Genomic DNA, 14,334 nt, shown 5'->3' on the forward strand with positions numbered 1-14,334 from the left:
CCTTTCCCTAAATCGAAGGAGTAAGGCTTCCCAGTTCAAGGGAGATGCTTCGACTTCGCTCAGCTTGACAGGAATTAAGGTTTATTACCGCCTCTTTTCATACCGAATCCCCAAAAGCATCACGCCCAGGTATACCAGCATAAAAAGGGTATTAGGCAAAGCATCCCGCAAAAGCTCTCCATTTCGAAAGAAAGCCATTCCCAGAAAAATCAGATATCGTCCTGCATTGATACCGACAACTAAGGCAACCAAAGGAATAGTGGCTTGCCGATTTCTATAAACAGTCATGATAAACAAGCCAATAGCAGAAACGATAGAGGTCGAAGTCGACAGATGCCAACTCATAAAATTAGAATCCTGCCCAAATCGATCCAGGTTCGAGACTTCCAATTGGGGAAGGACCAACTGATGGGTATAAATCGCATGTCCCAGGGCAGCAAGTATGGAAAGTACAGCAGCAGCCAGGTAATAATAATTGTGAACTTTAAGGCTATTCATAGGTAAACTTATTTTCTAGTACAATTGTACTAGAAAATATTGATTTGTACAAGTGTACTAATTTTTTATTTTTGGGAAGTGAAGACGAAAGAGAAAATTTTGTACACAGCTCTTCAATTGTTCAATGAACAGGGCTTTAGGACGGTTACAGTAGAGAATATCTGTGAAAAGCTGGAAATCAGTAAGGGTAATTTCAATTACCACTTTAGAAAGAAAGAGAGTTTGATAGAGCTTTTGTATGATTCCATGGTGGAGGAAGTACATAAGTTGATTTCTGAAATTCCTTTTGAGGATGCGAAAGTCAGTTATTTCCTCGAAACCCATCAGGCTTTGTTTCACATCCAGGCCAAATACCGCTTCTTCTTTCTTAATCTTTTTGAGATTCTCAGTCATTACCCCAGCATAAAAGAAAAGTACCTGCAACGCTACGAATTGGAAAAATCTTTCGCCTTTCAGTCCCTGAAAATCTATATGGAGAAAGGAGTATTGCGGAAGGACATTCGTGAAGAGGAGTTGGATCGAATCATAGAGGTAGGTTATGTGCTCAATAATTCCTGGGCAGTGGATGCAGAAATTCATTTTCAAGGCAATGAGCAGCAGAAAATGATTCATTATTTACAGTTGTGCTGCGGCAGACTGGAACCTTATTTAAGTTCCGCCGCAAGAAAAGAGTATTTAGCCTACTTTGATCGTCTTCAAAAAGAAATGCCTGTATGAAAATAGAAACGGCTATCGGACTGATCTCTGACTTGGAAATAAAAGGCGATAATCCTCAATTCTGGTTGGATTTGGGTGCAGGAGAGGGAACCTTTACAAAGGCCCTTGCCCATGTTCTGCCTGAAAATAGTGAGATACTTGCCATCGATCAATCGGCCAGTTCTTTGAGAAATATTCCTGCCAAGCTAGCTTCAACGCATATCAAGACCCAGGCAGGGGACTTCAGCCAAATTCCAGATGGTTTAGCTCAACTTGACGGAATTATGATGGCCAATGCTATTCATTATGTTCAGGACAAAGCCTCTTTCCTGCAAACCTGGATAGATAAATTCGAAGCATCCTTTCTGATCATAGAATACGATACGGATAGAAGTAATAGCTGGGTGCCTTATCCCATCAAACCACAGGCCCTGGAAGAGCTTTTTGCAGAGCTGGGATATCATCAATTTGAAAAACTGGGAGAAATCCCTTCTCTTTATCATAATAAAATCTACGCTGCTCACATAAGACCTTAATTATGCATGCCGGACAAAAATTTAGTTTAAAGGAAGTCATCACCTGGACAAGGAGAGAGATTTTCATCTTTTTCGTATTAGCAGCTATCCCTGTAATCTTATATGAGATAGTGGGGATGAGCTGGATCGCCATTACCTGGTTGCCTATCGCATTATTGGGTACGGCTGTAGCCTTCCTCATAGGTTTTAAAAACAATGCCTCCTATGATCGACTCTGGGAAGCACGTAAAATCTGGGGAGCTATCGTAAACTCCAGCAGGACCTGGGGAATCATGGCCCGGGACTTTGTTTCCAATACCCATGCTGAACATAGAGCTTCAGAAAGTGATTTGCATGAGGCCCATAGAAGGTTGATATACAGACATATTGGATGGCTTACAGCTTTGCGCTTCCAACTCAGGCAGCCCAAAGCCTGGGAAAACATGAATAAAAAAGCCAATGAAGAATACCGGGAAATATATAAAGTGCCGGAATGGGAGAATAAGTTAGAGGAGGAGTTGAATCCATTTATTAATCCTGATGACAAAGCTTATGTGTTGGGGAAAAAGAATCGAGCGACTCAGTTGCTGAGTTTGCAATCCCGGGATTTAGCTGAACTGAGAGATAGAGGCCTGATCGATGATTTCAGACATGTTGAGATGGAAAATATGCTCAAGGACTTCTTTACCCAACAAGGTAAGTGTGAACGGATCAAAAATTTCCCCTATCCCCGTCAGTTCGCTACAATCAACCTCTATTTTGTCTGGATATTTATTCTCTTCGTGCCCTTTGGACTCTTGAGTCCCTTTGCAGAGCTTTCTTCGGATATAGATGGTTTTTTCCAGGGAATGACCGTCTGGTTGACGATTCCTTTCAGTACCCTGGTCTGTTGGGTGTTTCATACGATGGAGAAGATTGGAACTTCTACGGAAAATCCCTTTGAAGGAGGAGCCAATGATATCCCTATGACAGCTTTGAGTCGGACCATTGAGATAGATTTAAGAGAAATGCTGGAGGAAAGTGATTTGCCTAAACCTGTCCAGGCTCACAATCATATTTTGATGTAGGTATTTTAGCTAGAGATCGCTGATTTTGGATTGGTAGTAAGCCTCTCAGCCCGACCAAAGTGGAAGGGTCTGAACCCCTTAAGCCTGGCACAGCCGATGCTCATTCAATAGGTGATTTTTACCTCACTGTAGAGGTCACTCGACTTCGCTTGGGATGACATTTAATAAACTCAAAATCCCATGAGAATTACACAATAAATAGTACCTTTGGCCTTATTTCTCAGCATAAATAGAGACACAGACAGGGCCCAGCTACATGCGTACATTCCTCCAACAGATTATAGCAGAACTCAAAAGCGACTACGGAAAAGGAATTTCTGAACTATGCATTGTAGTTCCTACGCGTCGGGCTGTTGAATTTCTGCGTGAAGCCATTCGTGAAGAATATCGGGAAAGTATCTGGGCACCTAAAATGCTTTCTATTCAGGACTTTGTAAGAGGGATCAGTGGACGTGAATTTCCCGAAACCATGCCATTGGTATTCGAGCTATACAAAGTTTACCTGGACCGGATGCGGGAGGATAATCCCAGCTTTTATGAATCCCTGGAATCTTTTTATGCCTGGGGGGAAATGCTGGTGAAGGATTTTGACGAAATCGATAAGTATCTCGTCAATGCAGGAGATCTTTTTCGCAATATCCGGGAGCTAAAGGAGATCGATGAATTTTTCCATTTAGATGAACTGGACCTGGAGCCGATTCGCCGTTTTTGGGAAACATTGCAAGGGAAAGGAAAAGACCTGACGGAAGTGCAGGAACAATTCCTCAAGATTTGGCAGGTATTGCATGATATCTATAAAGGCTTTCGTGAGAAACTAAATAGCGAGAGTTATTCTTATGATGGAATGGCCTACCGCAATATCATCGGCCTCCTGGAAGAAGGAAAATTAGAACTGCCTTATCCCCAAATCATCTTTGTAGGTTTCAATGCTTTATCAAGAGCGGAAGAAAAATTGATGGAACTTCTCCTCAAAGAGAAACGCGCACGCGTGTACTGGGATGTAGATCAAGCCTATTTTACCCTGAAAAAAGAGGCCCTGATGACGGGAGAGGAACCTGGAAAATTTATTCAGGAATATCATAAGAAATGGAAGGATATCGGTAGCCATCTGATTGTCCATGATATGATGAATGAGGAGAAGAATGTGTATCATACCGGAGTGCCCTTGGAAGTCGGTCAAGCGCAGTACCTCGGCAATCTTTTACGAGACAATAAGATAGCAGAAGAAGATTTTCGGAAAACTGCCCTGGTATTGGCAGACGAAAAGCTCTTATTCCCCGTACTCTATGCCCTTCCTTCCCATATCGACAAGCTGAACATCACCATGGGTTTTCCCTTGCGGCAAACCAATGTATTCAACCTTCTGATGAGTGTGATGCGGCTGCTGAGAAATATGCGAAGGGAGAAAAATGAGCTTTCCTTTTCGCATAAAGACGTCAGCGAGATCCTCAATAATCCTTATGTCAAATCTGCTCAGACGGAACTGAGTGAGGAGATTCAGTTTGCGATCAACAAGCACAATTGGGTGTATATCTCAGGCAAAGAGTTGAAAAAGCGGGAGTTGGATGATTTGCTCAAGCATATCTTTTCCCCACCTGACTTTACGACTCGGAAAGTCGATCTCAAAAAACTGCTGGACTATTGCAAAGGAGTATTCGATTATCTTCTGACCGATGCACAGGTCAGACAGAATTATCTGGAAACAGAGTATATATTCAAATTCAGCCTGTCCTTCAACCAGCTACAGGATGTTTTACTAAAATATAAGCCAGATTTGAGTATGCTGGGTTTTACCCGCTTATTCCGAGAGGTTGTCCAGAAGCTTCGAATTCCGTTTGAAGGGGAACCTTTGGAAGGGGTGCAATTGATGGGATTTTTGGAAACCCGTGTTCTGGATTTCGAAAAAGTCTATATACTGGCTGCGAATGAAGGCAATCTTCCGGATACCAGTTCGGGAAATAGCTTCATCCCATATAATCTACGGAAAGGATTTGGCCTGCCAACCTATGAGGAAAAGGATGCGATCTATGCCTACCATTTTTACCGTCTGCTTCAAAGAACGAAAGAAGTTCACCTGATCTACAATTCCGTAGTGAGTGATTCGACGGGAAGTGCCAAAGAGCTCAGTCGATTTATCCGCCAGATCCGACATTTCTTTCGCCAGCAAAACAATTTCCATATCCATGAAGGACTCGTAAGTACGGCTGCTCCCTTTTCGGAACAAGCCAGCATAGAGATTGCCTCTGATATCGATACCAAACGATTGTTTCGAGGGCGTTTTTCAGGAGGAGGAAGAAACTACCTTTCTGCAACCGCTTTAAATACCTGGATTAGTTGTTCCCTGAAATTCTATTTTAAATACCTGGCTCGGATCAAGGAAGCAGATGAGGTAGAGGAAAGTATGCAGGCAAATACGCTGGGAACGGTACTGCACGAAGCTATGGAGGAGCTGTACAAACCTCATGCAGGAAAAGAAGTAGATGAAAAACTGATCGACAATCTCCTGAAATCTGTGGATAGGGTAGTGGCGGATAAGTTTGTTGAGAATGGATTGGGGAAAGTAGAGGATTTGCAGGGAAAAAACCTGCTTTTGCACCGGGTAATCATGCGGCTATGTAGCCGCATGTTGAAACAAGATAAAGAGAGTCAGGCTTTTCAGGTGATCGGTCTGGAAGCTGATGAGTTTGAACAGAAACTGGAAGTAGCAGGACAGCACTTTGCCATCAATGGTAGTCTGGATCGCGTAGATCAGTTGAGTGAAACAAAAAGCGTTCGAATACTGGATTATAAGACAGGTAAAGTTGCCTTGAATAATAGAGCTGATCTGGACAAGATTTTCAGCGATTCGAAAAACAAGGAGATGTTCCAGGGATATTTATATGCCTGGTTATATCGGCGAAAGTTTCCGGATGCCCGGGTAAAGGTAGGCTACTACACGGCTCGGCATTTGAGTGATGGAATACAGTTTTTGCGGCAAGGTGCTGAGATCGGAGATATGGAACTGCAGGCCTTTGAATCAAAGCTTTTCGTGCTCATAGAAAGGATGTACACGGAGAACTACACGCAAACGGAGGATGAGTCCAAGTGTAGTTATTGTCCGTATAATGCGATTTGTAATCGCAGAACCAATTAGGGAAACGATATAAAATTGAAGGGGATATTTACCCAAAAGAAAAAATCCTGCTGCTCCGAAAAGCGACAGGATTTTTTCCTTGAGAAAATGCCTTATTATCTTCTCAAATCTACCTGGTAAAAGTTCCAGGCACCATTTCTCTGGTTCTTTCCTTCTACAATATTGATGAAACCGATATTGTCATCGATTCTTTCAAATTCGAGGGTAAAGTATTGATAACCGTTGGGCTTGAGTTCAGTTGTATTGGGATAGAAAGCCATGTCTTTTACAGCTCTCAGCTTATAAGTTTTATGGCGATTACTTCCCCTCCCAACAATTTTGAAGGCCTCAGAAGATGATTTTGGAGCTAAACTTACCCAATGAGAATCTCTGCTGGCATTGCTTACTTTAATACGAACAAAGGTCGAGCGATCTGTAATTACCACTCTTTCTATGTCCAGATAGTTTTGAGAGGCTCCCAAAAATTCAGGATTTCTGTAAGTCTTTCCTCTTTTATTCACTTTCCTTTTGATGAAAACTTTGGGTTTTAGCAAGCGATCAAAGATATTCTCATCCTTGGGATCATCATCATCCATTTCATCTCTGGCAACTTCTTCTTCACGAGCTTCTCGGACATCAATCATCATTGAGTAGGCATCACGGTCGCTAGTTTCCCAAAGAGATACGGGTCTGCGGTTAAATTCATTCTCATATCCTTGCTTTGCCTTATCTGATTGGCTATCTCTTCCGCCTCTTTTACGCTTATTGATGGTAGCTTCGTCTACAATTTGAAGTTCATTTGAACGATCATAATCAGCACTGCGCTCATTGTCGCGAATGACTTCTGAATCCGGGTCATAGTTTCTGGCTGTTTCAAAAGCTTTTTCGGCTGCTGTTCTTTTCCCCATTTTAAATCGGGTAACTGCCAGATTATTGTAAAGTCTTGCATAGCGCTGATTCAAATCTTCATCGCCATTGGGATCGAGGAGGACAAAATCATCTCCCACCCTGCGACTGGAACCTCTGTCTGGCTTGGGCAAAAGTTCAAGAGCTTCCAGGTAGTCCAGCTCTGCTTCGCGATATTCTCCCAATTTGAAAAATGCATTCCCCCTAAGCTCATAGAGGTCTTTATAGTAGGCATCTATTTGAGCAACTTCTTCGAAATAAGAAACTGCGCGTTCGTAATCTCTATCAAAATAAGCCTCTTTCCCTCTTTCCATAAATCGCTCTGACTCATTTTGTGCAATAGCAGGACTTAGCATCAAAAAGCTAAGGAGGCCAAACAAATAAATTCTTAATGATTTCATTGTGTTGTATAGTCTGTTGTTTAAGCTATAACTAATTGCGACTCAATTCAATATCGTACATATTCCATGCACCGGGCTTGGTAGTTTTCCCTTCCAACAAGTGGAAAAACCATACATTGTCATCCAGTCTTTCAAATTCAGCAATGAAAACTTTCGTTCCACGGGCTTTGAGGTTGTAGGAATTTCCCTGTGCCCATCCATCAAGACTTTTGATGGCTTTGAGTCTGTAGGTTTTTCCAAAAGATCTGTCCGTTATGTACCAGGCGCCACTTTTATTTTGCTTTGCCAGTTTTACAGGGAAAGATTTATCACTCAGATTTTTCAAGCTAAAGCTCAGCATGGTAGAGTTCTTGGTAATCCAAACCTGATCCAGTTTTAACTGTATATCAGTTCTGGGGCCCACACTGATCATAGAACTGGTGTATTTATAATCTCTTTTGCTGTTTCGAGTTTCATTGTTGAAGCGATCCAAATCCTGGTTTTTGTTATCTCCGGGACGGGTAGGATTGTATTTGCTTGGACGGGTACTGCTACTACTTGAAGAATTCCGATCATCGTCGCTATCTCGGCTATCCCAGGGGCGATCACGATCTCGGTCCCTGTCGCGTCCGGAATCTCCATAGCCACTTCCGTAGGTCCCATTATAAATATCATCCTCATCTCGCCAGTTCCTGGGCCGTTTGGGCTCTTCATAGGCAATGCCTTCATCATTTAGTAGCCTTCTGGCTTCCAGATAGTTATCATTAGCATCTTTATTATTGGGATCTATCTGAACGGCTTCAAAGAAATAGTTGGCAGCTGCCCGAAACATATTCATATCTCCAGCAGCAACACCGGCATTATTCCAAAGATTGGCATTGTCAGGGTCCTGGTCTATGGCTTCTTCGTAGTCACTCAAAGCCTGTTCGAATTTTTCTAATTGATAGTAGGCATCTCCACGTGCTTCATAAACATTGGGATGCTTGTCATTCAATTCCACAACTTTGTCAAAGGTCTCAATCGCATCATAGAATTGTCTGTTTTTGAATTGTTGTAGACCTTCCAGATACAATTTTTCGGCGCGAAAAGACCGGATGGTTGGATTTCGATCTTGCGCATTAATCCAAAGAGGAAAGAGAATGAGCGCTGAAAGCAAAAGATTTCGAGTCATTTTCTTAGGATTTAGCTTTTTCCGAAAAAGGAAGAAGTTTTTTGTTAAATTTTCACTTTAAGTGCAAAGGGTTAAATTGCTCATTGTTAAGGTGTTTCACTCCTAATTCAGGATGAAGGTAGGAAACAATTATTAATTACACAAAATTGAATGGAAAGAAATTTGCTACCATTCGCGTTTTCGTTTGAGTTTCAAAGCAGAATTATCCCGCCTTTTTGATAAGACGGGATAATTCATGATTTTCCATATAAGCCCTAAAGCTTATTGAATTTTTTATATGTCGGGATAAACTAGCCTAGGGAAGTATATGGAAGCTTTTACTGGATGAAATTCCTTTTTGAGTTCGTAGAATAAGAAAATAAAGTCCTGAATTCCAGTCATTTAAATTAATGACTTTTGTTTGAATATCTGCCGCCCCTCGTAGGGATTCTTCTAATATTTTTCTCCCTTGTACATCTACAATTTCCAGTTTCGCTTGTTTATGTAGGGGAATAAAATACTCAAGCTTAGCTTGATCTTTGGCAGGATTGGGGTAAAGAGAATTGATAAAATATCGGTCTGCAGGGGCTTGTTTCAGTTCCAAAACTTCTGAATAAGAAAATGCTCCATTTTGGTCAACTTGCTTGAGACGATAGTAATTTTTAAGAGGGAAAGGTGAGGGGTCAGTGAAGGTATAGTCCTGGATATTTGTGCTATTTCCAGCTCCCGCTACTTTCCCGATTTTTTCAAAAGCTCCTCCCTGACTCCTTTGAATTTCAAAATATGCATTATTGTTTTCTAGAGCAGTAGCCCAATATAAATGGGCCTTATTTTCCTCTATTTTACCCGTGAATTCCAACCATTCGACCGGAAATCCTCCCATAGCAGCGCTAAGGGCATCAAAAGCATTGAGTCTGCCATAACCTGTTGAATCATTTAAACCTGGACTTCCCATATCAATAGCTGTGCTGGTCAGGATACTTTTTACAGCAACATCCGTAAGGTTTGAATCCACGGAAATGATCAATGCAGCGATTCCGGAAGCAAATCCACAAGCACTTGAGGTTCCTCCGGCTTCGTCTACATAATTTCCCGTTGTAAAACCCAAGGCACCCATGCGGTCTATAGTTCTGATATCTGACTGGTCATCGCTTACGGGTACACAGACATCAACTTCCGGCCCAAATGGACAATAGGGGGGAAGATCCCCGGTTTTTGTTATGGAGTTTACCGTGAAAACAATGGGATTATTTCCGGGAAAGTTTACACATGTTCTGCCAGGATCATTTTTGCCAGAAGCAAAAATAACGATGGCTCCTTTTCCATTTCTCCCTAAAGTCTGGGCATTGTCAATTGCGCTGATAATGGCCGGGAACAAATTGGGGTCGCAAGAAGGATATCCCCATGAATTATTGATGATATGTGCCTTTCCCTGGTTCCAAATCCATTCCATTCCGGTGGCTACATAACCCAGGAGGGTAGAAGGGTCTGCTTCGACATAAACCGGAAGAATCCGGGAATTGGGAGCCAAACCTGCTGCTCCCAGGTTATTATGGGTAGAGGCGATAACTCCTGAAATAGAGACGCCATGACCTTCATATGAAAATTGAGGTTCTCCGTTTCCGGTACCTGCTGGCGAAAACCCACTGAGAACCCGGTCTGAATTATCGCTGGGATCTTTCATATCTTCATGAGGCTCTGCTCCTTCATCTACCATTCCTACGATTACCCAGTCATCTCCCAAAGTAATATCCCAGGCCTCTACGGCATCAATATCCATATCAACAGTTCCGGTTTGTCCGTCTACGGTTTGTCCGGTATTATGCAGGGTATACTGTTCCGAGAATTTGGGATCGCTTGGGGTATGATACAATACCGGTTTAGCCATAAAGTTGGGATGAGCCCAATTCACCATACCGGATTCAAAGAGTTCATTGGCCAAATCCAGGCTATGCATAAGTTTGGAAACCTCTATAAAATAAAGGCCGACTTCGTCCTGTCCTATTTTTGCATCTGTATACTTGTCCAGGATTTCCTTTACACGTATATCCTCCCAACTATCACCCGGTTCAAAGAGAATTTGCTCTGATAACCATACGGGCAAATATTCATTGATTTCAAAGCCCCAGGAAGCATCTTTTACCATCTCGGGATTTGGGAAGAATTCCTGGATCAGTTTTTCCAGACTTTGCTCTGAAGGTTCTTTAAGGCGAATAATAATTCGTGGAGTGGCTCCTTGCTTCTTACCATGGACTTCCTCAATCAGGGGATGCGAAGTATTCATGATCTTTTGCCAGGAATAAGCTCCCTGAAAGTAAACGGAGAGAGAACTTCTGGTCTCATATATAGGCTTTTTCTCCTCGAAAGTATAATAGCCGAGGGTTTGTGCCTGAGATAATGATAGAAGCAGAGGAAATAAAAGAAAAATTCTAAAGTACCGAGACATACAGGCTTTCAATTCTAATTTGATCGAGACGAAACTATTTAATTGAATGGCTAAAAACAGGCAAATTGTGCTCAATCGCAGGAATAGATGCACAAGTGGAGAAAAGAGACTATTAAATTATCCCGGCATTTCTTTCCTCAAAAATAAAAAGGTCTTTCTACCCCTGGCAGAAAGACCTTCCCTATCGTTAAAAAATATCTTTATCGGCTGATTATGAATCTTTTACTCCGAATATTTCCTTTGCTGCTTTTCATGACAAGGGTATACATACCTGGACTCAGCTCAGTTACCGAAAGTTCCAGACTTCGGATTCCTTCTCCTGCCTCCAAAGTATGCTGTGCCAGCACTCTTCCCTGAATATCTACTATTTGATAATTCGCAGAAATACCTCTTGGAAGGGCATAGTCGAGATTGATCTGATCTACCGTAGGATTAGGATAAACGTTTGTCATACTCAGGCTATTGACACGATCTCTGGAAAGTTCGATGACAGCCGAGTAGCTGAATGCCCCATTTTGATCAACCTGTTTGATTCGATAGTAATTGGTTCCAAGAACAGGATCGCTGTCTGTATAATTGTAGGTGCTCAATTCGGTAGTTGAACCTGCACCCGCTAAGGAACCCAGATCAACAAATTCACCTCCCACGCTTCTTTGGATATCGAAACGTGCATTGTTTTGCTCACTTGCCGTAATCCATTCGAGCCTTACTACATCATTTATCAGTTCTGCTTTAAAGTCAAGCCATTCGACCGGAAACCCACCCATTGCAAGGCTTACGGCTGCATCGGCACGCAAAAGACCATTTCCAGTACTGTCATTGAATCCTGGTGAACCCAAACTCATAGCTGTTGTATTCATGATGATTTCTACATCCAGGCAAGTCAGATTAGGATCTTCTGAGAGGATCAAGGCTGCTACTCCGGAAGCAACTGCACAAGAGGTTGAGGTCCCACCAAAAAAGTCTACATAATTACCCAGGTCGAGTCCTTTGCGATTTGCGGCTACCGTTGCCGTATCTTGGCGATCTATTGATCTCACATTAGAGTTGCTTCCTGCACTGGGAACTACTACATCCATAGCTGGTCCAAAGGGAGAATAAAAAGGCACATCTCCATTGCCATCCACAGCTCCAACAGTAATTACATTTGGTCTATTTCCAGGGAAATTGATACAAGTGGTACCCACATCATTTTCACCCGAAGCATAAATCACAACACAACCCTTACCATCTCTTCCCTTGATTTGTGCAGAGTCAATAACGTCTACGAATGCGGGATAGAGGTTTTGGTCGCAGGATTTAAATCCATAAGAGTTGTTGATGATGTCAACCTGGGCAACTTTCCACAACCACTGCATACCATTTACTGCATCCGAAACTACAGTTGCGGGATTAGCTTCGATATAGGCAGAAATCATCATACTATTTGGCGCTACACCTGCAATTCCCAGATTATTATGACTTGCGCCAATCAAACCCGCTACAGATTGGCCATGACCTTCATATGGTAATTGAGATTCGCCTGTACCCACTCCTCCGGGAGCATAACCGGATAGTAGTCGGGTATTTCCTCCATCGTCTTCCAAATCTTCATGATCTTCTACCCCCTCATCCAGAATCCCAACTAAAATCGAGCTGCTGCCCATACTCAGATCCCATGCTTCCGGTGCATTAATATCGATATCTGCTGTTCCGCTTACTCCATCTATTGACTGGCCTGTATTTTCGAATGAATATTGTTTGTCAAACTTGGGATCCATCGGATGGTTTAACGTCAAGCCGCCCATAAAGTCAGGCTGGGCCCAATTTACCATCCCAGCTTCAACCAGGGCATTCCCCAGTTCAATACTGTGGATAAGCTTGCCAACCTGAATAGAAAATAAACCCAATTCATTTTTCTGAAGTCTGGCTTCAGGATACTTAAGGAGAATTGCATCTACGGTTTTCTGATTCCAGTTAGGGGAGGGATTGTAAAGGAGTTTGTCTGTAAGCCAAACATCCAAACGAGGATTTATGCTAAATCCCCAACTCATATCTTTAACAAAAGATGGGTTGAGAATTAGCTCCTGCACCCACTCTTCAAGACTTTTATCGCTTTTCCCATTGAGTTCAAATACGACGTTTTTACTCGGTCTACTCTTTATCCCATGGACTGCTTTTAGGTCCGGATGATTGCTAACTACAAACTTCTCCCAGGCGACTGCCTGTTTAAATACAATCGAGAAAGAACTTGAATTGATTTTCAAGGGCTTTTTCTTGTCAAAAGTATAGTAGAAATTGTCTTGAGCTGATACATCAAGAAGCAGAAGGGGAAGCAAAAAAATGAGAAAGTAAATCTTTTTCATACCTACATTGTGTTTCCTACGACGATAGAAACTAATGCGAAGATAGGTCAAAGCTTACTATATGGGAATAGCTTTATTCCCAATGGACAGTATTGCTGTTTTAACTGTCTATCAGATTTCTTAAGTGAAAATTATGAGATTTCGAATTAGTGCTTTACTGTGAAGTATCCAAGGCGTAAACCACTGAAATATTCTCGTATTCCCCGTTTTCGTGGATTTCAAAAATGAAGTTTGCAGTACCTTTTTGTAAGCTTTCTTCTGCAAAAAGACCCACTTCAACCAATTTGCTTTCTCCGGGTGCTAAATCACCAATTTCTTGTTTTTCTGGTAGCTCCAGACCGGGAACTCCACTAAGTTCCTTCGGGAATACAGCTACATTCAGGGCGGGATACTTACCTACATTTTTGATTGTGAAGCTAATCAACCCTCCTTCACCGGGATCAATGATATTATTGTCATTTTGATCCTGAAACTGAATATCGTCCTCTACCTGCAATTCCGGAAAGCCAAAATTCAGGCGAATAGATTTACTGCTGTCTTTGATGATTTGAGCCGACAAGCTTTGAAATCCCATAGAAAGGCAAAGGACAAAAAAGAGGGATCTGATCATGTTGAAGGATTTAGCGATATTTTAGAAGGGAATGGATGAGAAATTGGGAGCGTTGTAAGCTACAACGCTCCCGTTTTATCCTTAGTCTAATTTTTGAATATTAAAGGTTCTTAATATGGCGCCATCTTTATTTTTAAGGGCGAGCATATAATAGCCTTCCGGTACGCGTTCGAGGTCAAATTTGGTTTCCCATAGACCTGCGACTTTTTGCCGCTGAACGGGTATTGGCGTTTCCTGACCCAGAAGATTATAAATCGCCAGCTCGAGTTCGATAGGTTGATCTGTACTCAATCGGATATTTACATATCGTTTAAAAGGGTTAGGAGCAATTGTATAGTCTAAAATGATTTTGAGGTCATCGTCTATGTCCAACAGGATGTCATCGTGCTGTTGAAAACCCTGGGTCAGAATGAGGCTACCATTTAAGCTGGTTACGGTTGTAATAGCAGCCAATTCACCCACGGTGTAGGAGATATTTAGGCTACCTACAGTCGTATCATTTCCAGAGGCCGCAATGACATAGCGGTCGAGTTTCAATTGTGCATGAAGAAGCTGTGGAATACACAGGCCACTGATGCTGATTAGGATGACTAGAAAATTTCTATACAT

The 14,334-nt window shown here is 42.1% G+C and carries 11 protein-coding genes; 4 read left to right on the forward strand and 7 right to left on the reverse strand.

Annotated features, from left to right (window positions below; translation table 11 throughout):
• Nucleotides 1-84 precede the first annotated feature (84 nt).
• Nucleotides 85-498 carry a hypothetical protein gene (locus R8P61_05165; GenBank protein MDW3646424.1) on the reverse strand — a complete coding sequence of 138 codons (414 nt, stop codon included), beginning with the start codon at nt 496-498 and terminating at the stop codon, nt 85-87.
• 99 nt (nt 499-597) lie between these two features.
• Between R8P61_05165 and R8P61_05170 the strand changes: the two genes are divergently transcribed.
• From R8P61_05170 to R8P61_05185, 4 genes are all read left to right on the forward strand, one after another.
• A complete protein-coding gene (locus tag R8P61_05170) occupies nt 598-1,215 on the forward strand; it encodes a TetR/AcrR family transcriptional regulator (protein ID MDW3646425.1) in 618 nt (205 codons plus the stop codon).
• Nucleotides 1,212-1,730, forward strand: a complete 519-nt coding sequence (locus R8P61_05175; GenBank protein MDW3646426.1) for a class I SAM-dependent methyltransferase — start codon at nt 1,212-1,214, stop codon at nt 1,728-1,730. The genes R8P61_05170 and R8P61_05175 overlap by 4 nt, the downstream gene beginning before the upstream one ends.
• Before the next feature lie 2 nt (nt 1,731-1,732).
• Nucleotides 1,733-2,776: a bestrophin family ion channel gene (locus R8P61_05180; GenBank protein MDW3646427.1), complete on the forward strand. Its 1,044-nt coding sequence runs from the start codon at nt 1,733-1,735 to the stop codon at nt 2,774-2,776.
• 256 nt (nt 2,777-3,032) lie between these two features.
• Nucleotides 3,033-5,909 carry a PD-(D/E)XK nuclease family protein gene (locus R8P61_05185; GenBank protein MDW3646428.1) on the forward strand — a complete coding sequence of 959 codons (2,877 nt, stop codon included), beginning with the start codon at nt 3,033-3,035 and terminating at the stop codon, nt 5,907-5,909.
• Between the two features lie 95 nt (nt 5,910-6,004).
• On the opposite strand, the gene R8P61_05190 is transcribed toward R8P61_05185, so the two are convergent.
• The 6 genes from R8P61_05190 to R8P61_05215 form a co-directional block, all read right to left on the reverse strand.
• Complete coding sequence (locus R8P61_05190; GenBank protein MDW3646429.1) at nt 6,005-7,195, reverse strand: tetratricopeptide repeat protein; 1,191 nt, start codon at nt 7,193-7,195, stop codon at nt 6,005-6,007.
• Nucleotides 7,196-7,226: 31 nt separating this feature from the next.
• The gene (locus tag R8P61_05195) at nt 7,227-8,345 is read right to left on the reverse strand and encodes a tetratricopeptide repeat protein (protein ID MDW3646430.1); all 1,119 of its coding nucleotides are present in this window, start codon (nt 8,343-8,345) and stop codon (nt 7,227-7,229) included.
• A 295-nt stretch (nt 8,346-8,640) separates the two neighbouring features.
• Entirely contained in the window at nt 8,641-10,770 is a 2,130-nt protein-coding gene (locus tag R8P61_05200) for a S8/S53 family peptidase (GenBank protein ID MDW3646431.1), read from the reverse strand.
• A gap of 200 nt (nt 10,771-10,970) precedes the next feature.
• Complete coding sequence (locus R8P61_05205) at nt 10,971-13,115, reverse strand: S8/S53 family peptidase (GenBank protein MDW3646432.1); 2,145 nt, start codon at nt 13,113-13,115, stop codon at nt 10,971-10,973.
• Nucleotides 13,116-13,269: 154 nt separating this feature from the next.
• Nucleotides 13,270-13,725: a hypothetical protein gene (locus tag R8P61_05210; GenBank protein MDW3646433.1), complete on the reverse strand. Its 456-nt coding sequence runs from the start codon at nt 13,723-13,725 to the stop codon at nt 13,270-13,272.
• An 81-nt stretch (nt 13,726-13,806) separates the two neighbouring features.
• Nucleotides 13,807-14,334, reverse strand: a complete 528-nt coding sequence (locus tag R8P61_05215) for a T9SS type A sorting domain-containing protein (GenBank protein MDW3646434.1) — start codon at nt 14,332-14,334, stop codon at nt 13,807-13,809.

The organism is Bacteroidia bacterium (genome assembly GCA_033391075.1).
Lineage (GTDB): Bacteria > Bacteroidota > Bacteroidia > J057 > J057 > JAWPMV01.